The sequence below is a fragment of the Aurantibacter aestuarii genome (assembly GCF_003008425.1).
Lineage (GTDB): Bacteria > Bacteroidota > Bacteroidia > Flavobacteriales > Flavobacteriaceae > Aurantibacter > Aurantibacter aestuarii.
The window spans coordinates 906,922-930,357 of record NZ_PXOQ01000007.1; the positions used below are offsets into that span (position 1 = coordinate 906,922).

A 23,436-nucleotide genomic window follows, 5' to 3' on the forward strand; every position below is an offset into this window, starting at 1 on the left:
AATAAATTAAAATCTAAAACATAAAGTTTCAAGTTCTCACTTTTAGCATAGTGAAAGGTATTGGTCGCTTTAATATTACTTCCCAAATAAAAAGTAAATATACGGGCACATACTGTAAACATAGTACTATATAACTTTCTTTAAAATCTGGTTGAGAATAGGTATAATAACTAAGAAACACGGTAAAACTCCAAACAACAATATAACTGTAATTGGTAAATACACTTAACATAAGTAAAGTGGCTATGTACCATGGATGTATGGTTGTGCTGGTAAATAGGTAAAAACTTAGTACAAATAGTAAAGAGTGTATTAATGCTTTGGGCTCTGGGTTTTTTCTTAAAAAGCTAATCAATAAAGTCATCATGATTACTACTAAGGGTGTAATTTTACCAATAATTTGGATTTCGTTATAACCTCGAAACCAATAGCCTATTTCTCGAAACACATAATAAAAGCTGGCATTAAACTCAAAATTACCAAACCATAATCTAATGGTTGTCGCGTAATTAGTTATAAGTTCCTGAGATAAAAAAGGTAAAAAACTTAATAGGACAACACCTAAAACTAAGGTGTAAAAAGTGCACAATTGAACGAAGTTTTTTAAAGTAGACTGCTGCTTATTTTTTATAAACCACCAGAAAAATACTGGTAACAATAATAAAGGAATTAGTTTTATAGAAATTGAACAGCCTAACAAAAAAGCGCTTAACAGCCATTTTTGCTTAACTAAGGCATAAAGACTACTTATTAAAAAGAAAATCATTACGCCTTCAAAATGTAAATTTCCTGTGAGTTCTATAATAATAAACGGATTTAAAATATACCAGAATATTAGTTTGGGGTTTAAGTTAAGCGTTGTTAATAGTTTTTTACCATAATACAACACGCCGAAGTCGGCAGCAATAATTAGTAACCTTAAAACAATGACACTGCCTAAAATACTCTTAGAACTCCATACTGCAGCCAATAGAAAGCATAACTGATTAAGTGGTGGGTAATTACTATAATGCATGGCACTAAGTGCTCCCATACCTTGATATAACGTGTCTATCTCTGCTATGGGTAAATTTCCTAAATCCAATAGCTGGTTTGGCGTAAATAAATAAGGGTTTAAACCTTCCCAGATTAAACGTCCATCCCATATAAATCGGTAAAAATCCTGAGACAGGTTTGGAATGGCTAAAATAAACAAGGCTCTAAACACAAAAGCCATATAGCTTAATTGTTTAAAACTTAATGTGGCGTATTTTAATAGATACACAAAGCTTAAACATAAAATACTATAAAGCGTTAAAAGTAAGCTGAATTGTTCCCGTACTAAGTTGTAAGCAAACCAGTTATAAAGCGTAAAGCAAAGTATAAACGCAATAAGCGGAGTAGATCTAGATTTTAAAAAACTTAAAAGATTCATTTAATTAAAATAGCACAGGGCAATTTAAGACATTGAATTTATATAGTCGGTAAATCTATACTGAATTACAAGTGTTCTATTTTTTTCTTAGTTTAATGGAAGTCCTGTATTTGCGTTAGTGATGGAACGGTTTGTTTGAGCTCTTTTACAAAACCGTCAGTTCGAATGACTGAGCGATAGCAAAGTTGTATCGAGAACAGGTTTTGTAAAAAGCGAGTAGTGACAGCACGACCTGAAAGGGGACGCCTTAAACAAAAACATCTCCAATGCATTGTTTTGCTTGGAGATGCTTTTTATATTTTGATATAAATTAGTAAGCTTAGGCTTTAGAGGTTAAAGATTTAAAAAATACAAATCCGAAACCGATAGTTAACATTAGGTGAAAAGGGAAAAGTCCAAAATCGCCACCTTGATCTCCAACTACAAATGCACTATACATACCAAAAGCAAAGTATAGCATAAACAAACCTTCTACAATGACATTTTTAGAGATATTTTGTCTAAGGTATTTATTGCCTTGCCACTTGTCGGTTAATTTATTGATGTTGAATTTTGGTGTTCTTACAAATTCACTTCGTTTTCCACCATGACCTTCTAAAACAGCTATAGAATTATGCAATGAAAAGCCCATAGCAATAGAGAAAAAAGTGAAAAACATTACAACATATTGTATAAAATCTTTAAACGTACTGCCATGTGTTTTTTTGTACATAACCCAGTAACACACAAAGAAAATAACTGTACTTGCCACAAAAGAACTCATAATTAAAAAGTAGTCTTTTAAATGTGCGTATTCGTTTTTAATGTAAAGCATCGGGATACTTAATAAACCAACAATTAAGACATTTAAAAACATTGTACTGTTTAAAAGGTGTAATAAACTATGCACTTTAGTTTTTGCAGAGATGTTATCACTTTTTAAAACGCGGGTAGCCATTTTTCTGAAGTTTTCTGCGCCACCTTTATTCCAACGAAATTGTTGAGAACGTGCAGCACTTATGACTACAGGTAGTTCGGCAGGAGTAGTAACATCTTCCAGATATTTAAACTTCCAGTTTTTAAGTTGGGCACGGTAACTTAAATCTAAATCCTCGGTTAAAGTATCGCCTTCCCAGTTACCAGCATCAATAATACAGGTTTTTCGCCAAATACCAGCGGTACCATTAAAATTGATAAAGTGACCTTTAGAATTTCGTCCCACTTGTTCTAAACTAAAGTGTGCATCTAATGCAAATGCCTGTATTTTAGTTAATACAGAATAATCTCTGTTAATATGAGACCAACGGGTTTGTACCACACCAACTTTGTTGTCTTTAAAATAAGGAATAGTAAGTTTTAACCAGTCTGCTTTTGGTAGAAAATCGGCATCAAAAATGGCAATATATTCCCCTTTTGCAACCTCTAGACCTTCTTTTAAAGCTCCAGCTTTGTAACCTTGACGGTTGGTTCTGGTAATATGTTTAATATCTATACCTTCTTGTGCTAACTGCTCTACATGTTTTGCAGTAGCGATTACCGTATCGTCTGTAGAGTCGTCTAAAACCTGAATTTCGTATTTGTCTTTCGGGTAATCGATAAGCTTAATATTATCCAATAAACGCTCCATAACATAAGCTTCGTTAAATACAGGTAACTGGATAGTAACAAAAGGCACTTCATCTGGATTATTCAAATCAAATTTAGGATCGTTATCTACTTTACGTTGCGCGGATAGGTAATTAAACAAAAGGTTTAACTGCGCTAAAGCATACATAAAGATTAATATTAATGCAATAGAATAAATGATAATAATTACAAAAGCGTAATTATAAATAACGTTGTTAGGGTCTGCTAAAATCACTTTTTAAAACTGTATTTGAAAATCCATCCCAGGATTTTTATTCCTGCAAATATAGTACCTTTTACCGTACCTGAAACTTTTGAGACTCCAATTCTGTTTTTATAACGTAATTTAACTTCTGTGTAGCTAAGTTTCTGTTTTAAAGCCTTTAACTGCATCTCTACAGTCCAACCATAGGTTTGGTCCTGCATATTTAATTGAAGCAATTTCTGATACTTTATGGCACGAAAAGGACCTAAATCTGTAAATCTAGATTTAAAAAACAATTTCATTAAAAACGTGGCAAGCCAGTTTCCAAAAACTTGTTGAGGTGTCATAGCTCCTGGTTCTCTAAGTGCTTTAACTCTTGCGCCCACCACAAAATCTATATCCTGGTCAATAATAGGATTCACAACTTTAATTAATTCCTCTGGGTAATCGCTATAATCACCATCCAGAAAAACTATAATGTCTGGTTTGCTAGTTTGTTTGGAAACATAATCCAAGCCTTTTAAGCAGGCATTTCCATAGCCTCTTTCGGGTTGATGTAATACAGTCGCCCCAGCTTGTTCGGCATTTTTAGCAGTAAGATCTGAAGAATTGTTGTTGACCACAATAACCTCAGAAACTATAGAAGGAATTTCAGAAATGACTTTGGCTATAGAATCCTGTTCGTTAAAAGCAGGGATGATAACTGTTATATGGGTCATTTGAGGTCGTTAAGGTTATTCTCTTTTTTAAAGGACGCTAAATCGGTCCATTCTTTAATTTTTTTTCCATTTGAAAATTTAACGGCTGAGGTTAACTTTTCGTTGGTATACATTAAACAAAAGCCATTTTTCTGGTTGTTTTTTAATTGGCATCTATGATTCACTTTTTCGTTAGAATCATAAAACAACCACCAATTAGATTTTTTGCCATTTACATAAGAACCTTCCATTTGTTTGGTTCCATTAGTATTGTAATAATGCCAATAACCTGTTGGATTATGGTTTTTATAAGCGCCAAATTTAAGCTTTTTACCATTAGCATGATAATAATTCCAAAGTCCTTCCTTTTTACCGTTTTGGAAGTTGCCTTCTTGAGAGATACGACCGTTATGCTGATAGTACTTCCAATAGCCTTGCTCTAGTCCATTAAAATATGTTCCTTCGGAAATTAAATTTTGGTTGGTATTGTGCGTTTTAAAATAGCCATGTTTTTTATTGTTTTTAAACCAGCCACTTTCTTTAACAGTACCATCTGGATGATAAAAATACCAATAACCCGATTTTTTATTTTGCTTATAATGTCCTTTTTCAACTACAATATCCTGGTTATTATAGGTATACCAGAATCCATTTTTTAAATTTGAATGGTAATTGCCACGATACGAAATTTTGCCATTTGGATGAAAGCCTGTCCACGGTCCATGCTTTAAATTGCTTTTAAAAACACCTTTTTCCTTAACAATACTATCTTTTGCATAAAATGTCCAATGATCGGTTTTTTGACCATCCAAAACCCAGCCATGAGATTTAATAGCTAAATCTTCATAGCGATTAATTTCATAGGTTTTTTGAGCATAACCCAAAAATACTGAGCAGCAGAATATTAAACAAAGGACGTGTTTCACTTTAGATTATTTTTTGTTTAATAAATCCATTAAATTCACGTCATTACCTAGTAATATTTCGGTAGGATTTATACGTCCATCTTCCGGACCATTTTCTAATTTTAAAACACCACGTGGGCATACCGCACTACAAACCCCACAACCTACGCAACTGGCGCGAATAATATTTTCGCCTTTTTGTGCATAGGCACGTACATCTATGCCTTGTTCGCAATAGGTAGAGCAATTTCCACAGGAAATACATTGTCCACCATTTGTAGTAATTCTAAAACGGGATTTAAAACGTTGTACAACACCTAAATAAGCAGCCAATGGGCAACCAAAACGACACCAAACACGGTTACCAAAAATAGGGTAGAAGCCTGTACCAATAACGCCCGCAAAAATGGATCCTATTATAACACTATATATATTTTGAACAGTGGATACCTTTAAGCCTAAAACAGTACCAGATTCCGTAAAGAAACTATATAAAGTCATCCCGGTCATAACCAATACAAAAACTAAAACGCCATGTACCAAATATCTTTCTACACGCCAAGCAAATAAAGATTTATCACTATGTTGGCGATAAGGATCGCCTAAAGTTTCGGCTAAACCACCACAGCCACAAACCCAAGAGCAATACCAACGTTTACCAAAGAAATACACCATTACCGGCACCACAATAAGGGTTAACATCGTTCCCCAGAATAATATAAACAAGCCAATACCGCCGCTATTAATTAAATCTTTTAAGTTCCACTGAAAGAAAAAATCGTAGTCCAAAGGAAAAGCATTTTTAAAGTCGTAGTACGGCATTTGCAGACGTACCATAATTTCAGGAATTAAAAAAGCAAACACAATTTGAAAAAACAACACAGAAGTTGTTCTAAACATTTGATAAATATTGTGACGGTATTTAATATACATTCTTACTGCCATGACCGTCATAACGGTACAATACATAAAGCCATAAACAAACCAGTGTCCCGCAGGATTACCACTTAACGCATTACTTAAGGGATCCAATAAAAAGGTCCAGTTGGTAGCATATTCCGATGCAAAATATAGTAGTAAATAAAACCCAATTAGATATACAAAAACAATCCAAGCAATCCAACCTCTATTAGTAGCACTTTTATGGTAAATTCCATCATTTTTTATGCCTTTTTGACCCAATAGTATAATATTTGGAAGTATAAACATTAAGGCTCCTATAATACCTAGACCGAAAGTTAAAAACCACATAAGGCCTTTATGGTTTACTATAAAACCTGTTGCCGACTTTTTCCCTATTAGGGCTGCCATATCACTTGGGCTGGTATAAATTTTCTTATCCCATTCTTTGTTTTTTTCATGGGACGCATTCGCATTATTTAAAGCTTTAGTCACAGCAGGCGATACCTCTTGCATGCCATTATATGTTTTGCCTACCAGATTAGAATTTAAATCTTCTATAAATACCTCGCTTTTAATTTTTTTCTCTTTTACAATAGTATTTAAAGTGTCACTTTCTAATTTAAAAGTACCTAATAAAGGTAGTGCAGTGAAAATGGAAAGACCAATTAAGAAAATAACAAGTCCTATATATTTGATAGCTTTCATGTAGCGTGTTTTTTGGTTGATAGTTTTTAAGCTTTAGAGAATATGCGTTTCCAGCTTTTTTTCTTCGGATGGATTTGCGTTCCAAATTCAATATTGTATGCATTCACAATATCGGACTCGAAGGTTTTATAAAACTCGGGATCAAAATTGGCATCCTTAAGATAAGTCATTACATGAGTCATATCCTGTTTTTTGGTTAACCAGCGATCAAAAATCTCATGACGCAAACGAATACCGAAAGTGTTTATTCCTAAAAATAGTTTTGTGTCTTTTTGAAAAGCAATGGTTAAGCAGATGTTTTCTGATGGATGGCGCCAATGGAAATGTTGCTCGTTTTCAGATTTATCTCGTTCACTAAAAACCCAGCCGTAAGTTTGATATTCGATATCTAAAAACTTAGCCGAATTAAACCAGTGTCCAGGATTGTAAGGCATTTTGTTACCACAAATGGTTTGGGCTAAAACTTCGCCCATCATACGTCCTGTATACCAAACCGCTTCTACAGGTCGACGGTTTCCTATGGCTTCGTGCTGTTGTGCACAATCGCCAATAGCATATACGTCTTTAATATTAGTTTCTAAAAAACGATTGACTAAAACACCTTTATCGGTTTCAATAGAGCTAGATTTTAAAAAATCGATATTTGGAGTTACACCGGCGGTTAAACCTACAACATCGCAAGGAATTTCTTCGCCAGTTTCTTCAATTATAATAGATTTTACTCTGCCATTTTCATCTGAAATAATTTCCTTTAAATTGGTGTTTAAGCGTAAATCGATATGATGAGATAAAATATGTTCGTTAATCATACTACTTTCGCCTTTAGGTAAAACCCCATTCCAAAAACTGGTTTCACGTACTAAAAAAGTGACTGGAATATCACGGGTGCGTAACATTTCAGCCAATTCAATACCAATTAAACCTCCACCAACAATTACAGCTCTTTTACACACCTTGTTATTAGGTGCTAAGATTTCTAGTTGTTCTAAATCCTGCTTGTGGTACATCCCTAAAACACCGTCTAAATCCTGTCCAGGCCAACCAAACTTATTAGGCTTACTACCTGTTGCTATTACTAGTTTATCGTAAACTAGCGTCTCGTTAGTTTTAAAATGAAGGGTTTTAGTTTCGGTATCTATATGCGTTACAAATGCTTTTTTAAGCTCAATACGATTTTTTTTCCAAAACCAATTCTCGTAAGGTTGTGTGTGTTCAAACTTCATATGTCCCATATACACATACATAAGTGCAGTACGTGAAAAGAAATAGTCGGTCTCCGCAGAGATAATGGTTATTTTTTTATCGGAGTTTTTTCTAATGTGTCTGGCGGCGGTTACACCAGATATGCCATTTCCAATTATTACAATACGTTCCATAGGGTTTGGTTGTTACTCTTTAGGTTGTCGACATTAAAGATAGAAACTTAACAGTGACATCTTATTTAAATTAATTCTAAATTAATCTTGGTTTTGAAAGGTTCATAAATTTTATTGGACAGAAGTTGCAATAAAACAAGAATTCTATCCCTATGAAAACATTTTTTTTATCAGTTGTATTTTTATGTGCAAGCTTTTCGGTTTCAGCACAACAATTAGATGCTTTTTTTAATTCTACTAATACTTTTTTAAGTACTTACGTAAAAAATGGGCGCGTAGATTACAAAGCCATTTCAAAAGATCCTTCTGCGTTAAATACACTTTTAGACCAAGCGGCAAGATTAAGCGTATCGATTTCAGAACCTGAAAATTACAAAGCGTTTTGGATAAATGCCTATAATTTAGCCGTCATTAAAGGTTTGGTAAAAAATTATCCTACAAAATCTCCTTTAGATGATAAAGGGTTTTTTGATAAAACCACCTACAAATTAGCCGGACAAGAGGTAAGCTTAAATGGCATAGAAAACGACTTGTTGCGCGCAAAATTTAATGATGCCCGTTTTCATTTTGTTTTAGTATGCGGGGCTTTAGGTTGTCCGCCATTAATTAGTGAAGCTTATATTCCAGAAACCTTAGATGCTCAACTAACCCAACAGACTCAGAAAGCTATAAATGGAAATTTTATAAAAGTATCTAAAAACAAAGTAGAAGTTTCCGAAATTATGAAGTGGTATAAAAGTGATTTCACTCAAAATGGACAAACGGAAATAGATTTTATTAACGCCTATCGTAATACTAAAATATCCAAACAACTAAAACTTAGTTATTTTCCTTACAACTGGAACATTAACGCTTTGTAAATCTATTAGTTAATCTAACAAGACACCTAAAACAAAAACCAAAATGAAATATCTAATCACAACACTAGCGTTTGCTTTAAGCTTTACTGCAATTGCACAACAAGACTCTACAGGGGTTGCAAAAAGTAACATACAAGAATTTACACCTTCTAAACTTTTAAGAAAAGGACAGTGGGATATTAAGTTTTTTAATAGTTTGTACACGCAAACCCGACAAACGGGTGAGCGCAGTGAGGCAAACACTATTGCTCGCCAAAACTTTTTTACTAATACCACAGAGATTTATACTGGTGTTAGTACTAATTCTAGAATTAATGTAGGGGTTATTTTACAAGCCAGAGCAAACACCTACAATGGACAAGACGCGTTTAGTGTTTTTGCTTTTGAAAATGATTTACAAGACTCCCGAAGCGGATTAACCACTATTGCTCCATCAATTAGAATACAACCTTTTGCAAAGGTGTCTAACTTCTCTTTAACAAGTTCTGTATATCTACCTGTTTTTAAAGATGAGCCAAATGCCAGTTACTTAGATAAACAAAGTGTGTTCTGGGAAACTAAATTCTTTTATGACAACACTTTTGCACAAGATAAATGGCAAATTTTTACAGAAGCCGATTTCGGGTTTAATTTTGGACAGTCTGCCGAAGATGCACTTGCAAATAACGATAATGTAAATATTGGTGAGCGTTTTGCTAATAACAGTCTATTCTTACCCTTAAGTGCCTTTTTAAGTTATTTTCCATCGAGTAAATCCACTGTTTTTGTAAATGCACAACAGGCGTTTTTAATAGACTTAGGTAATAATTTTGAACAAAATTACACGCAATTAGGTTTTGGTGGTAAGTACCAGATTACAGAAGTATTAAACCTAGAAACTTCGTACGGTAAAATTGTAAGAGGTGTAAATTTTCAAGGTTTAGGACATACATTTAGTTTAGGATTGAGAGCTTTATTTTAATACGTAGAAACTAATTTCCTTTTTAAAGATATTTAATCTTGAAGGGATTGAATATCTTTAGTGCTTAATAGCTTTTTATGAAATATGTTTTAATTCTTGTTACTGTTATTTTAATGCAATCCTGTAACAGTCAGGTAGAAAAAATTAATGGGGTTAGTTTTGTGGCGTCGCGAGATTCTATTACTCAAAAACATGTCTTACCTGTTAAAAACATACACGCTAATTACGCGTCCTTAATGCCTTTTGCATTGTTAAAAGCCATAGACTCTTCCACCATTTACTATAATCCTAACCGACAATGGTTTGGAGAAACCGAAGCTGGTTTAAAACAATATGCCAAACATTTAAGAGCTCAAGACATTAAAATCATGGTGAAGCCACAAATTTGGGTTTGGAATGGCGAGTTCACTGGAACTATTAAAATGACAAATGAAGCCGACTGGCAGGAGCTAGAAAACACTTATTCTAAATTTATTTTAGAGTTTGCAAGAGTTTCACAAGATCTTAATGCAGAACTTTTTTGTATTGGTACAGAGCTGGAGCTTTTTGTAAAGCACAGACCAGAGTATTGGAAACAACTTATTATAGAAATAAAAAAAGTATATAATGGAAAACTTACTTATGCTGCAAACTGGGACGAGTTTAAACGCACACCTTTTTGGAGCGATTTAGACTATATTGGTATTGACGCGTATTTTCCTCTAACCGAAGAAAAGACACCTAGTGTTGAAGCTTCTGTAAAAGCATGGGAAAGTCATAAAACCATGATTAAATCCCATTCTGAAACTTTTGGAAAACCAATATTATTTACAGAATATGGGTATAGAAGTATAGATTACGCCGCAAAAAAACCTTGGGAAGTTAGCCGAGTAGAAAAAGCCATTAATATGGAGGCTCAAGCTAATTTAACTAAAGCTTTATTTGAAGCGTTTTGGAATGAATCCTGGTTTGCTGGCGGATTTGTATGGAAATGGTTTCATGAATATGAAACGTCTGGAGGATTAGACGACAATAGGTTTACTCCTCAAAATAAACCCGCAGAAACGGTTTTAAAAACCTATTATCATGCACATAGGTAGAATAATACTGATCTTAGGTTTGTTTTGTTATTCTATGGTTCAAGCTCAAGAATCAATGATTGCAGATGTGAAAATTCAAGGCAATAAAAAACTAAAAACGGGTTTTATTCTAAAAATTGCAAAAGTCAAACCAGGAGCCGTATTAGACTCTGCTTTAATTGAAGAGGATATCAAGCGTTTAAAACGCTTACCATCTGTGTCTCACGCTTATTATCAAGTGTTTTATTCACAAAATAATGCCTATAATGTATTTTATAATATAGAAGAAAACTTTACTATTATACCATCTGTAAACGTTTACACCTCTAATAATGATGAATTTGCTTACCGATTAGGACTTTACGAATTTAATTTTTTAGGTCGAAATATCACCTTAGGTGGTTACTACCAAAAAGATAACTTTAGTAGTTATGGACTAAATTTTAGAGCACCCTATTTATTTTCTAGAAAAGCAGGAATAGCAATTAATGTTCAGGATTTAAATACACGAGAGCCTGTATTTTTTGATGAAACTACTGCAGACTATAGGTATCAAAATAAATCATTAGAGGTTTTAGGACTATACGAGTTTAATTTTAAGCATAGTATTGCTTTTGGAGGTTCTTTATTTAATGAGAATTATAGTTATATCACGGGTGCTACAAATACCGCTATACCGCAGCAGTTGGATATAGATAAACATGCTCTTAAATTTATTTACGAATACAATAATTTAGATTACAATTACCAATGCGTAACAGGATTTAAAAGTATTTTTAATGGGCAATATGTTGGCGTAAATGGAAATTCTCAATTGCCAGAGTTTTTTATTGGCTGGAACGATTTTTTATATTTTAAAAAACTTGGAGTTAGAGGTAATTGGGCAAACCGGTTACGTGTGGGGTTGTCTTCTAATGCAGACTCACCGTTTTCGCCATTTGCGGTAGATAATAATTTAAATATTAGAGGTGTAGGAAACACAATAGATAGAGGCACGGGTGCCATAGTTTTAAATACCGAATACCGATATACGCTTTTAGAAAAAGACTGGTTTGTTATGCAAAGCAACACATTTATAGACGCTGGAAGCTGGCGTAATCCTGGTGGTGAGTTTGGCGATTTTGGCGATGCCGATAATATTAGAATTAATCCAGGTCTTGGGTTACGTTTCATACATAAATCTATTTTCAATGCTATTTTTAGAATAGATTATGGTTTTGGTATTACTAAAAATGATGCTAGTGGTTTTGTGTTTGGAATTGGGCAGTATTTTTAGACGTATTTAAAACTAATTTATATTTTTTTATTTGTTATGTTCCGGTGTTGTGAATAGTGTTTTTATTCTGCTCGTTTATAATTCAGTCCTGTTTTTATTCCGCTTAATGTTAGTAGAATTATTAAAATCAATTGTATTCCAAATAAAACATAATAAACATCATTCCATCTGTTTCCTGCGTTTTCAATAATTCCTCCACTCAAAGGAGGATATTTTGTCGTTCCAGGGATTTCTCTCATTCCATTTGCAAGGATAATGAGAAATGTGAAAATTAAAATCAAAGTTATGTTTGAAATCATAAAAATCAGATTTGCCGTCAGGTTTTTAAAATTCCGTCGTACCATTCGGATTAGGTAAACCATAAAAAAAATCAGAGTAGCTGTTAAGATAAAAACATGAATTGAAGGAACAACGTAATATGTTTCATGAAAATTTATATCAACACTTCCAGTTAAATCAAAACTCTTAAATCCTGATGATCTAAAGAAAAAAACAATCACAAAGAGGATTGTTCCAATTAGCCAAAAAGTTTCTTTATTCTTCAAATTTTTATTCTAATTTCTGTTTTTATACATTGTTGTGTGTAGTTTTTATTAATTCATTTTGGTAATTTAATAATTTCTGCTTTATCAAAAAATATCCTCTGGATAGGAGAAAGGCATAATTATTCATTGCCGAAAAAAGCATTTCTAAATTATTGTCGAAGTATTTTTCATTCCCAAAATACTGCCATTTCTTAGTTAGGTATAATTCAAAATTTTCTTTTATTTCTTTAGTTATTTCAGCCTGATAATCTTGATTTTCTAACATTTCGGTAATTCCATTTTTCAGCCTTTCTTCAAGTGTTTCGACTTTAATAAAATTAGCTCTAATTTGTTCAATAGGCGTTGTGAAATTAATGAATTGTAACTCATTTGATAGTTGAATATAAACATCATATTTAGTTTCAAAATCTTTGTCGTAGCTAAAAAAATCGTTGTATAATTTTTCTAAAGAAGGAGTCAAATCAGTTTTTTGCTCTAGACTTTTAAAAAATCTAAAAATTTCAATATCATTTGATTTAATTTTCTCATTTAATAATTCAAGCTCTTTTTCTAGTTTGGAGATTAAACCTATGCAACCTTTCTTATAGTATTTAAACCCATCATAATCAAAGGTTTTTATGTCAACTGTTTTGTCGTTAATTTGTTTGATAGATTCAATATCACTTTGCAATGATATGGCGGTATATACCTCTTCTATTTTACTTTCTGAAAACAAATCTTCAAGTTGGATATTCTTCGTGGCAAGTTCAATACTTGGAATATCAAAGAACAATGGGTTTTTATTGTCGTAATAACCATTGTACACCTTTGAAAAAGAGTTGTTGAAAAATTCTTCTTTAAAGTTTGATTCAAAAATATCAAAAGGTAAAATCGAACATTCAGCAGAATACACTACTTCTTTAAAAATATTTTGCGTAATTTTTATTTGGGTTTTCTCAATGTTAGCAAATAATAAATTTGCAGGCTCATTATTGAGATTTGTATTAGATAGGCCTGTTTTCTCTAACATTACTATTCTATCTTCTGTGCTTGGATGCGATGCCCATTGATCTTTTACAATCAGTTTTGATTTATTGAACTTATCTAAATCATTTACTGAAATTTGGGGCAAATTATTTTGTATTTCAATTTCACTTTCTTTTGCAAGAAAATTTGTAACGAATAAGTGGTCTTTAAAAATATTTTCAGATTTTTGATTATCAGTAATTTTTCTGTCATAAAAAGATAATACATTATTATAAGAATGATCTGCTAAAGATAATCTGAGTAAAGAATTTTTTAACGGTTCGTAGCCCGTGACATTTGCTGCTATTTCGTCTGCGTGAAATTCCATTTCTCTAGACAATGCCATATAACTTTTATTTACTACACTATAAATTTGTTTAAGTACCCATTTAATACCGTCAATAATTTTTATAGCAATAATAACAAAAATTGAAAAGTATCCACTTGCATTTGCCCATTTATGCATAAGATTGTCGTAAGATTCATTGTCGAATAATAGGTTGAAAATTACTTGATTCACATTGTAAACATAACTTCCAACTTTCATTGTCTTTTGAGAGAAATGTCCAAATTCGTGGCTTAAAATTGCTTTTAATTCTGATTGTGTAACAGTATTGACAAGACCTAAACCAATTTGTAAATTCTTTTTGATAGGGAAAAACATACTCCAAAAGCTTGAGTCATAAAACACAGAAGCATTTACATCAGATGAAAGATATACTTTTTTGGGAAAGTTTGTTCCAACTTCTTTTACAATATCATCAATCATTTCAAAAAGTTTTGATTCGTCTGATTTCTTAATTTCAGTAAGATGTGATCGGTCAACCTTATGCGACTTGAATATAAATTTTAATAGAAAAAACAATACTAGAACACCTAAACTAGCTAATCCTACGCCTAAGGCTAAAGTGATGAATCTAGGAAATGAAACTATTAACATAATCCCTCCATAGACACAGAGTACGGTTAATCCAATAGCCAGGACTAACATAAGTAAATAGGTTATAACAAATAATATTATTGATAAAACTGCTTTGGTCGTTTGAGTTTTAAATTCAGTAGATATTTTAATTTCTTTCATTTGTATTATACAGTTCTTCTTAAATCACACACAACGTGTTTGTATATGGTTTGTTGCGTGGTTAAGCACGTAATTTAGCAAATAAAAACCGAATAGAAAATCCGCGAGGATTTTCGTAAGTTGGCGAATCCGCCGTAATTGCGGTTATACATTGTTGTAAAACGTTATTTCCGCGTTAATGTTCCGAATATTTTTCCTACTAACAACGAGTCAGTTTCGTTTAATTTCTCTTTCCATCTTGTAATCGATAAGAAAATAGTTCCGTCTTTATCTTTTTGATTTAAATATCTGTTGTCAACTACAAAATCAAAATTACCCAAACTATCTTTTCCAACAACATCAAAATAATACCCATCAAATCCGTTTACTTTCCGAAAAGATTGGTGCTTTGGTGTTCCAACTTTTGCAATCGCAATCGAATCCATTAAAACTTTAAATTCGGGTGTAAATTCAGTTTTGTCAGATTCCCACGAAATGTCAAATAACAGTCTTTCTTTGTAATTTACAGTTGTATCGGTAAAGCGCATTATTGAGATAATTTCCTGTCCCGTATTTTGTAAAGCCCAATCTTTTGGAATGTCAATTGTGAATTTATTGTTCACATCAGTTTGAGTTTCAAACTCTGAACAGCTCCATATCAAATTGGCTAATATTAAGGTTAGCAGGATTTTTTTCATAATGTTTTACAACGGATTTGTGTATGGCTCGTTGCGGGAAATTCGGTAGAATTTTCCGCCGTGAACTAAAGATAGTAAATTGCAATGAATTCCGATTAGGAATTCAGCCGCAATGAGCTATACACGTTGTTGTAACCAGTTTTTTTATTCAATTTCCAATTCACAAATTTTTCCGTTTTCAGTTGAGAAATGGACTTTGATTTTTCTTTTTTTGTAATGATGAACTTTTGCATAAACAACATTGTCCCAAACCCAAGTTATAGAATCATTATTTATTCTATTCGGTTTTCCGATGAGCTTTTCAATATCGTTTTTGTCAAATCCGTTCAAATTTTTAATTCCATTTTCTTTAATCCGAATCATTTTCACGATTCCTTTTTTCAGCACGTACATAATGCCGTTGTTGGTCAAAATCCAACCGTTTTTAATATTAGTTTTATCGTTCTTATAATCTTTATCGTAGAATTCGGAAATCAGTTCACTTGGTAATTCAGTCAAGGCTTGTCCAATTCCGATTCCGTTAAATTCTACCAATTTTGAATTAAAGTCTGTTTCAAAGATTACTTTCGGATTATATGTGAATTCGGTTTTTCTCAAATTGATTATGACTACTTGTTAGGGTTATAAAGTTTAGGATTCAGTCCAGTAATTGTTGAAATTACTATAACTGTTATGATTAAAAATCCAACGCCTAAATAAAAGGCTTTATAATAGTATTTTTTAATTCCGCTTTTAGGGTCAATCTCATTTAGAATTTGGTCATATGTTATTCTCTTGCCTTTGAGTTTATAGTAAATCATTAAAAGTGAGGCTCCAATGCAACCAGTAATAAATTGTTTAATTAAAATGTTGAAAAGTTGATTCACTCGGTTTTCTCAAATTGGTTACAACTCGTTATATAATTAATTTTATTACTTATATCCCGTAAATAAGTTAGGATATCGTAAAATTTGAGTTAGTGTTATCCCGTAAAGATAAATTTTTTAAAGAACAAATACATATTGGTACAAATGCTAATTCTTTTTAACCTTTTGCTTAAATAAAGATACTATTTTGTTATTCTGGTATAAGGAATTCCAGGTTTATTTTTAGCGTATATCATAAATAACGTATCTGCTTTTATTACAAATGGGCTACAAATTTTTTTATCTTCTAAAATTATATAGTTTTGTTGTAAGTCTTTAGAGGTATTGTTGGTAAATGGACAGATTTTAAAAAAACTAAAAGGCTCAAATTCTGCTGGTTTTACAGCGCCTTCACCTGGGCTAATTTTAATTTTCGTGTCTTTCACTTCAATTGTTCCGTAAGGATATGTGGTACGTTTCCATGTGCCTTGTAAGGTTAAAATATAACTTTCGGCAGTATGACTTTCAGCATCAATCTCGGGTACAATTTCTATGGATTCTTTAGGGAGATTTTCTACCTCATTTTGCTTGTTGTTTTTACAAGCGGTTAAAAGTATAAGTAAAGCAATAGTTGGGATGGATAGTTTCATGGTTCTGTTTTTTTCTAAATTAAATAATTATAAGAAAACAGCGTTGGGCTTTAACTTTTTTTAGGAAAGCTTAGAGACTAAGGGGTAAGTTTCATTTCATTAGAAATAATAGAGTCTACTGCTTTTCTGTATTTAACGGGATTTGTTGCTTTCTTTATAGCTTTATATGTTTTTTGTGGATTAGTAGTGCTCTGTGAGAAAAATTCCCAGAAGCCGAGCATTTTCATTTTTATAGGAGTGGGACCAGATAAGTAAGCGTCATACTGTTGGTAAATGGTATCGTGAAATTCCGCGAAAACAGACCAGCGATTTTCAGGATATTTTGTGCTATTGTTTTTTATCATGGCTGGTAAAAAAGGATCTGCTATTAAACCACGTCCAATCATAAAATGGTCTATGTCAGGAAAACGGGTTTCTATGGCTTTAAAAACAGAAACGCTGGTGATGTCGCCGTTATAATATAATTTATGCTTAGTTGAGGTAATGCATTTTTCAAAAGCATCTAAATCTACTGGACCTTTGTACAGCTGTTTGCCAATTCTGGCGTGTATAGCAATATTTTTTAGCGGATATTGGTCCAAAACAGAGAAAGCGTCTAAAATCTCTCCCGCATGTTCGTAACCCATGCGCATTTTCATAGAAACTACAATATCAGACTCGTTATGGGCTTTGTGCAGTACGTCGTTAATTCTAGTTGGATTACAAATTAAACCAGAACCCATGCCAGATTTTGTAACCATTGGATAAGGGCAACCTAAATTCCAGTTTAGTTCTTTATACCCTAAACTTTGAACGTATTTTACCACAAATAAAAATTCGTCAGGATCATTAGTCATAACCTGCGGAATCACATTTAATGTGGTATTGTTTTCGGGTTGTAAATCGTTTTGATAGGATTGTTTAATTTTTAACTTCCCATTAAGCCTAATGTATGGTGCATAAAAAGTGTCTATGCCGCCAAAGTAATGTTGAAACGCATTACGAAATCTAAAGTCTGTAAAGCCTTGTAAAGGCGATGAGAGTAATGTAACGGACATAGTAATGTTTAGAGCCGTAAATATAGACGATTTTTAATTTGGAGGCTTTTCATTTTCATCTCAAAATTAAACAGACTAAGCAATATGTTTTTTATAATAGGACAGTAGGTCGTCTGCACTTGCTCCAAACCATTTTTTTACATAAATGGTCCAAAAGTGGTATTGTAATTTCCAGACACCATGACGCTCGTATAAACGTGCAGAAGTTCTAATTTCTTTATTTATAACTACAAACTCTTTACGTGCAAAAAGCTCGTTTATTAAAATATTGTCTTCATAAATAATATAGCTTTCATCAAAACCGCCAATATCATTAAATAAATCTTTGGTAATAAATTGGCTTTGGTCTCCACCGCGACACGCACGCCATGAAAATTGAGTTAGCCAGCTTGCTAGACGTAACCACCAATGATCATTATCAAAACGTAAACGAAAACAGCCTGCTAAATTATTTTTATGATATTCTTGTATAATAAAAGCATCATATCGATTTGGAGGAAAAGAATCGGCGTGTAAAAAATACAAAATGGTACCTTTAGAGGCTTTAGCTCCTGTATTCATTTGTTTGGCGCGACCTTTTTGAGATGAAATAAGTCTGACGTTTAAACCTAGATTTATAACTAAATCTTGTGTTCCATCGGTACTACCGCCATCTACCACAATAATTTCAGTTATATTTTCTAGAGAAGCGTTGTCTATTAAATGATGGAGTAACTCCTCAATAGTTTCAGCTTCGTTTAAAACAGGAATAATTATACTTATCATATAAATTTATACGAAAAAAGAGCGAAATTAGTTTTTATCATTTAAACTCCAGTCGTAATCTTTATAATTAATTTCTGTATTAGCATTTATTTTTGTTTTGCTGAATTGATTGATGTAATCTATAAGCGTTCCATTCTCGGTAAAGTCATTTTTATACCATTTAAAAATTTCTGAGATTTTTATGTTGCTTGATGCAATCTCGTTTTTATCAGTATTATTTATAAATTCGACAGTCGCTTTTTCCATTAAATCCATAACATTTTTAGCGGTATAAGCTTCGTTTAATAATTTTGGACAAGAAGCTGAAGCGCAATTAATGGCAAAGTGAATACGAGGTTCATTCATTTTACGTAAGATACCATTTTCAATATCTGCTAACGAAAACTCTTCATCACCAATTTTAATGCGGTTTTTTAACCATGGACTGCTTATATCTTTTATACTTTTTAAAGGATAGTTGTCTATAATTAGTTTAATGGTGTTGGCATTATAAACGTTTATAAAATAAGCCAACTGTTCTTGTACTGTCCATGTTTGTTGAGGCACTTGTTTAGAAAGATAATTAACGTAATCTTCTAAAGCTATTTTGTCGGCTTTAAAACCTTTGTAGTCCACGTCGCCATTTTCTTGTACATGTTTTTTTAATAATTTATTCCATGCCGAGTGATCTAAATTAGCATTAGAAACCATTTTAGGTTTAATGACTTCATTTTCTTCCATTGTAGGATTATCCATTGGCTCTGAATCTGGAACCGATTTTACGGGTAAGCCTTTAGAAGAAAAACAGCCTGAAAGACTTATTGATAATACAAAAATGATGATATATTTCATAGTTAGTTTTTTAAAAATTCGCTTTTAAATATTTACGAATTATAGAGTGGTTTAGTTTTTAGGAACGTTCTTTTTAAAGTGTAAAGGGTAAATTTCCTGAGAGAAAAATCCTGTTGGAAACTCTTCGTCTTTAACAAATCCTAACTCTATATCCTTTCCACTGTAAGGTACATAATTGGTTTTAAAAAGATAGTCCCAAACGCTTAACGTTAACCCAAAATTAACACCTTTAGGCAGGTGTTTGGGTAAAGTCTTTGCATGATGCCAGATATGCATTTTAGGATTGTTAAATACATATTTAAAAAAACCATAATCCCAGCCCAGATTAGCGTGATTTAAATGCCCTATGGTAATTGCAAAAAAATGCACTATAGCCACATCTTTTGCGGTAAAACCTCCAATTATGGCTATGGGAATATAAAGCAAGCTCTTATAAACAATTGGTTCCATCCAGTGGTAACGTAAATGCGCAGCAAATCCCATTTGTTTAACACTATGGTGTACTTTATGAAAATTCCATAGAAATGGTACTCTGTGTAACACATTATGTGTGCACCATTGTACAAAGTCGCTCACTATAAAAAATATAAATAAACTCCAGAATTTTGGTAGTGTATTAATGTCTACTAATCTAAAGGTGTTTAAATCCAGACCAATGTGTAATAATATGCTGTTAACTACACTTGCTGTGGCGTTAGACAAAGCAATTAAAACAATAAGATTAAGTAAAAAGAAATTAAAAAACATGTAGAAGGTGTCTAGCCAGAAATCTTTTCTAAATACCGGTTGATTTTTTCTCCAAGGAAAAAGTAATTCCAAAACAAACACCAACAACGAAATAGCAATTAACCCATAGAAGTAATTGTCCCAGTTAGACTGAAATAAAATCTGATTTTTAAGATAATTCCAATAACCAGAATAGGATTGAGATATGTTATTTAAAAAATCCTGCACGTTTTTATTTTTAGGTCGATCGTATTTTAAAAACCTTTCAATTTGCAGGTTTAAAATAAAAACTCCCGAGTTATTAATTTCATCGAGAGTTTATTTTATTAAAATAAATTTTGTTTAACAGCAACCGCCACCATCATAATTAAAATTAGAACCACTAATATAAATATCGTCTCTATGTAACGCGGTTAGGGCTAAAGCCGTTTTATCGCAAATAGCTAGGGGCTGATTATTTAAGAGAATATGACCGTTGTTGTCATCAAAATAAGGTTCTGTACCATAATAAATTGCTGTACGGCCTGTAAATACACATGGACCGTCTTCTGGCATTGGATCTTTAATAGCCGCTACCTCAATAGATTCAATAAAAATAAGTTCGTCTGTAGGATAGTGTTCTGGATCTAAAATACGGTAGGGTTTACGTGCTCTAATTTCAATAGTTCCAAAACCAGCATCGGTTAAAATCTTCACATATTCGGCAATTGGAATACTTCCACTAAGACATAATGCTCTTAATCTATCGTCATTTCGTAACTCATCATTCATGGGTTGCTCGCAAGTGGGATCGCTCATTACTAATTTGCCATGAGGTTTCAAAACGCGATACATTTCAGCTACAGCTTTTTTAAGATCGTCTAGTTTAAAAATATTAAACAAACAATTTTGAGCCGCAACGTCAATAGAACTATCTGCTACATTTAAGTTTAACGCATCACCTTTTACAAGTTCAACAAAGTCGCTTTTAAACCAGTCGTTTTCTTGCTCTGCAACTTTAAAGTTTTTGCGAGAGGCTTCCAGCATTTCATCGACTACATCTACACCAATAACGCCACCTTTTGTACGGTTAAAATAAGAGAATTGTAATAATTCCATACCGCCACCAACACCAACATATAGCATTTTAGGGTTATTAGATAAATCCCGAGCATGAACTGTAGAACCACAACCGTAATTCATTTCTTGCATAATTTTAGGAATTTTTAAGCCTGGCAATTCCCAAACAGGATTTGTAGTACAGCATAAACCTACGTCTGGTGTTAATGCAGCTTCTTTGTAAAGGTTATGTGTTTCGTCTAAATAGCTCATATGTTTAGTTTTTAGTAATCAGTCTTCAGTCTTCAGTAGGCAGTACACAGTCAGTAGTTAAACTTACTGCAATTTGTTAAATGCTTTTAATAATCTCTTTAAAAAGGGTAATCATTTCAGGTTCTGCTTTTGCGGCCATAGCTATAATTTCCGAGATATCTACAGGTTTTAAATGGTCTGGATCACACTCGTCTGTTAATACAGATACTGCTGCAACGTTTAAGTTTAACTGGTTGGCTACAATAATTTCTGGAACTGTACTCATTCCAACCGCATCGGCACCAATAATTTTAAGCATTCTATATTCGGCACGAGTTTCTAACTGCGGACCAAAAACACTTGCATACACTCCTTCGTGTAAATTAATGTTATTCTTTTTTGCAATAGATCTAAACTTGGCATTTAAATCGGCATTGTAAGGCGCACTCATATCTACAAAACGCTCTCCAAATTCTTCCACACCTTTAAAGGCTAATGGCGAATTTCCTTGTAAATTAATATGGTCTTCTATTAGCATTAATTCTCCCTTTTTAAAGTTTAAATTAATAGCTCCGGAAGCATTGGAAACTAGTAAGGTTTTAATCCCTAATTCTCCCATCACACGAACCGGATACGTCACGTCTTGTAACGTATAGCCTTCATATAAATGAAAACGACCTTGCATTACCACTACTTTTTTACCTTCAATTTTTCCAAAAATTAGTTTTCCCTTATGAAACTCTACCGTAGCAGTTGGAAAATTTGGAATGTGGTTATAGCTTACTTCTGAAATGATATCAATTTCATTAACCAGTTGTCCTAATCCTGTTCCTAAAATAATTCCTATTTCGGGCTGGTCGAAGCCTTTATCTTTTAAATAATCTGCGGTTTGATCGATGTATTTTTTCATTGGTATAAATATTCTAATGCTTTATATGGTTTGATATCTTCAAAAGTATCAATATCATTTAAAGCTTTGGTTAAATGAATGTTATAATTTTCTAAGTCTTTTAAGGTGTCTTCAAATACAGTTTCTGTGCCCCAATCTTTTTGGTTAAATACATTAGGTAACACTTTTTTCATTCCAAATAAATAGTAGCCACCGTCTAAAGCGGGACCTACGACAGCATCGTGTGTGTCTAATTTTTGGTAAGCTTCTTCAATATATTTGGCATCTAAGTCATATAAATCACTTCCAATAATAACTACTTTTTCATGACCTAAATCGAAAAGCTCCTGAAACGCATTTTGCATGCGTTCTCCCAAATGTTCTCCTTTTTGTTGTTTTTTGCTGAAGTATTCCTGCTCCCACAAATCATTTTCTTGAATGTTTACAGAGTAATACGCATAGCGTGACGCTTCTACTTTTTTTGCCACATTTGCCGTGTGCTGAAGTAAAAACTTATAAACACGTAAAGCTGCCTCGTCACCAATAGTTTTAGCAAGACGGGTTTTGCATTTCCCTAATTCTGGATTTCTGGTAAAAATAATTAACGCGTTTTTGGAACTCATTTTTTGTCTTTTGTTGAATATATTTTTTCTCCGTTTTTAAGCCACTTGCTCCATGATTTTGAAAAGGCATGGACTTTTTCTGTAGCTTTATTATTGGAGTCTATTATTATAAATTCTTTGTTTTTCCACTCAAAAATGCCACCATATAAATTTCTCACATTAGTATAACCAGCGTCTTTTATTTTTTCTCCAATAGTCTCGCTTCTAATACCCAAAGAGCAGTATACTACAATAGGTGTATTTTTGTCGCTAATTAACTCGTCTATTTTTTTAATATCAAAATCTGAATAGCCTACATAAATGGCATTTTCTAAGTGGCTGATTTCGTACTCTTCAAACTCTCGACTATCTAAAATAATGGCATTTGTTTTTGGCATAGCCAATTCTTCCACCGAAATATATGGCACACCATTATTGTTATATTTTTTTAATAACTGGTCTAAGTCTTTTTGTGCCCAAACATTTGCACAGAACAAAAAACTTAATAAAATTAATAGATGTTTCAT

General features: G+C 32.7%; 23 protein-coding genes. 4 read left to right on the top strand and 19 right to left on the bottom strand.

From position 1 onward, the window contains the following. Positions 1–28 precede the first annotated feature (28 nt). The 6 genes from C7H52_RS05200 to C7H52_RS05225 all read right to left on the bottom strand — a co-directional run bounded on the left by C7H52_RS05200 (position 29) and on the right by C7H52_RS05225 (position 7,811). Complete coding sequence (locus C7H52_RS05200) at positions 29–1,414, bottom strand: putative hexosyltransferase (RefSeq protein ID WP_181256207.1); 1,386 nt, start codon at positions 1,412–1,414, stop codon at positions 29–31. 319 nt (positions 1,415–1,733) lie between these two features. After that, positions 1,734–3,167 carry a cellulose synthase family protein gene (locus C7H52_RS05205; RefSeq protein ID WP_106463081.1) on the bottom strand — a complete coding sequence of 478 codons (1,434 nt, stop codon included), beginning with the start codon at positions 3,165–3,167 and terminating at the stop codon, positions 1,734–1,736. Positions 3,168–3,250: 83 nt separating this feature from the next. Continuing rightward, positions 3,251–3,943 carry a glycosyltransferase family 2 protein gene (locus C7H52_RS05210; protein WP_106462820.1) on the bottom strand — a complete coding sequence of 231 codons (693 nt, stop codon included), beginning with the start codon at positions 3,941–3,943 and terminating at the stop codon, positions 3,251–3,253. Further along, positions 3,940–4,848 carry a toxin-antitoxin system YwqK family antitoxin gene (locus C7H52_RS13535; protein WP_245918544.1) on the bottom strand — a complete coding sequence of 303 codons (909 nt, stop codon included), beginning with the start codon at positions 4,846–4,848 and terminating at the stop codon, positions 3,940–3,942. Before C7H52_RS13535 ends, C7H52_RS05210 begins: the two co-directional genes overlap by 4 nt. A 6-nt stretch (positions 4,849–4,854) precedes the next feature. Beyond that, positions 4,855–6,435, bottom strand: a complete 1,581-nt coding sequence (locus tag C7H52_RS05220; protein ID WP_106462821.1) for a 4Fe-4S binding protein — start codon at positions 6,433–6,435, stop codon at positions 4,855–4,857. A gap of 26 nt (positions 6,436–6,461) precedes the next feature. Beyond that, a complete protein-coding gene (locus C7H52_RS05225; protein ID WP_106462822.1) occupies positions 6,462–7,811 on the bottom strand; it encodes an NAD(P)/FAD-dependent oxidoreductase in 1,350 nt (449 codons plus the stop codon). A gap of 152 nt (positions 7,812–7,963) precedes the next feature. Between C7H52_RS05225 and C7H52_RS05230 the strand changes: the two genes are divergently transcribed. The 4 genes from C7H52_RS05230 to C7H52_RS05245 all read left to right on the top strand — a co-directional run bounded on the left by C7H52_RS05230 (position 7,964) and on the right by C7H52_RS05245 (position 11,966). Next, positions 7,964–8,671 (top strand): DUF547 domain-containing protein, encoded by a 708-nt coding sequence (locus tag C7H52_RS05230; RefSeq protein ID WP_106462823.1) that lies wholly within the window; start codon positions 7,964–7,966, stop codon positions 8,669–8,671. Between the two features lie 43 nt (positions 8,672–8,714). Then, positions 8,715–9,632 (top strand): hypothetical protein, encoded by a 918-nt coding sequence (locus C7H52_RS05235; RefSeq protein ID WP_106462824.1) that lies wholly within the window; start codon positions 8,715–8,717, stop codon positions 9,630–9,632. Between the two features lie 77 nt (positions 9,633–9,709). Next, complete coding sequence (locus tag C7H52_RS05240; RefSeq protein WP_106462825.1) at positions 9,710–10,711, top strand: glycoside hydrolase family 113; 1,002 nt, start codon at positions 9,710–9,712, stop codon at positions 10,709–10,711. Next, positions 10,698–11,966, top strand: coding sequence for a POTRA domain-containing protein (locus C7H52_RS05245; protein WP_106462826.1), 1,269 nt, complete (start codon positions 10,698–10,700; stop codon positions 11,964–11,966). Before C7H52_RS05240 ends, C7H52_RS05245 begins: the two co-directional genes overlap by 14 nt. Before the next feature lie 62 nt (positions 11,967–12,028). Here C7H52_RS05245 and C7H52_RS05250 read toward each other — a convergent pair whose 3' ends face one another. From C7H52_RS05250 to C7H52_RS05315, 13 genes are all read right to left on the bottom strand, one after another. Next, positions 12,029–12,511 carry a hypothetical protein gene (locus tag C7H52_RS05250; RefSeq protein WP_106462827.1) on the bottom strand — a complete coding sequence of 161 codons (483 nt, stop codon included), beginning with the start codon at positions 12,509–12,511 and terminating at the stop codon, positions 12,029–12,031. Positions 12,512–12,533: 22 nt separating this feature from the next. Further along, on the bottom strand, positions 12,534–14,597 hold the full coding sequence (locus C7H52_RS05255; RefSeq protein ID WP_106462828.1) for a M48 family metallopeptidase: 2,064 nt from the start codon (positions 14,595–14,597) through the stop codon (positions 12,534–12,536). Between the two features lie 164 nt (positions 14,598–14,761). Continuing rightward, positions 14,762–15,274, bottom strand: coding sequence for a hypothetical protein (locus tag C7H52_RS05260; RefSeq protein ID WP_106462829.1), 513 nt, complete (start codon positions 15,272–15,274; stop codon positions 14,762–14,764). A gap of 144 nt (positions 15,275–15,418) precedes the next feature. Continuing rightward, positions 15,419–15,871, bottom strand: coding sequence for a hypothetical protein (locus C7H52_RS05265; protein ID WP_106462830.1), 453 nt, complete (start codon positions 15,869–15,871; stop codon positions 15,419–15,421). A gap of 451 nt (positions 15,872–16,322) precedes the next feature. Continuing rightward, positions 16,323–16,769 (bottom strand): hypothetical protein, encoded by a 447-nt coding sequence (locus tag C7H52_RS05275; protein WP_106462832.1) that lies wholly within the window; start codon positions 16,767–16,769, stop codon positions 16,323–16,325. Positions 16,770–16,846: 77 nt separating this feature from the next. Then, complete coding sequence (locus C7H52_RS05280) at positions 16,847–17,806, bottom strand: tRNA dihydrouridine synthase (protein WP_106462833.1); 960 nt, start codon at positions 17,804–17,806, stop codon at positions 16,847–16,849. 75 nt (positions 17,807–17,881) lie between these two features. After that, positions 17,882–18,571, bottom strand: a complete 690-nt coding sequence (locus tag C7H52_RS05285) for a TIGR04283 family arsenosugar biosynthesis glycosyltransferase (RefSeq protein WP_106462834.1) — start codon at positions 18,569–18,571, stop codon at positions 17,882–17,884. A 27-nt stretch (positions 18,572–18,598) separates the two neighbouring features. Continuing rightward, positions 18,599–19,402: a DUF547 domain-containing protein gene (locus C7H52_RS05290; RefSeq protein ID WP_106462835.1), complete on the bottom strand. Its 804-nt coding sequence runs from the start codon at positions 19,400–19,402 to the stop codon at positions 18,599–18,601. Between the two features lie 51 nt (positions 19,403–19,453). Beyond that, the gene (locus C7H52_RS05295) at positions 19,454–20,356 is read right to left on the bottom strand and encodes a sterol desaturase family protein (RefSeq protein ID WP_106462836.1); all 903 of its coding nucleotides are present in this window, start codon (positions 20,354–20,356) and stop codon (positions 19,454–19,456) included. 114 nt (positions 20,357–20,470) lie between these two features. Then, a complete protein-coding gene (gene arsM, locus C7H52_RS05300; RefSeq protein WP_106462837.1) occupies positions 20,471–21,439 on the bottom strand; it encodes an arsenosugar biosynthesis arsenite methyltransferase ArsM in 969 nt (322 codons plus the stop codon). A 76-nt stretch (positions 21,440–21,515) separates the two neighbouring features. Then, positions 21,516–22,328, bottom strand: coding sequence for a purine-nucleoside phosphorylase (locus tag C7H52_RS05305; RefSeq protein WP_106462838.1), 813 nt, complete (start codon positions 22,326–22,328; stop codon positions 21,516–21,518). Next, positions 22,325–22,930, bottom strand: coding sequence for a TIGR04282 family arsenosugar biosynthesis glycosyltransferase (locus C7H52_RS05310; RefSeq protein ID WP_106462839.1), 606 nt, complete (start codon positions 22,928–22,930; stop codon positions 22,325–22,327). The genes C7H52_RS05305 and C7H52_RS05310 overlap by 4 nt, the downstream gene beginning before the upstream one ends. Then, positions 22,927–23,436, bottom strand: a complete 510-nt coding sequence (locus tag C7H52_RS05315) for a rhodanese-like domain-containing protein (RefSeq protein WP_106462840.1) — start codon at positions 23,434–23,436, stop codon at positions 22,927–22,929. The genes C7H52_RS05310 and C7H52_RS05315 overlap by 4 nt, the downstream gene beginning before the upstream one ends.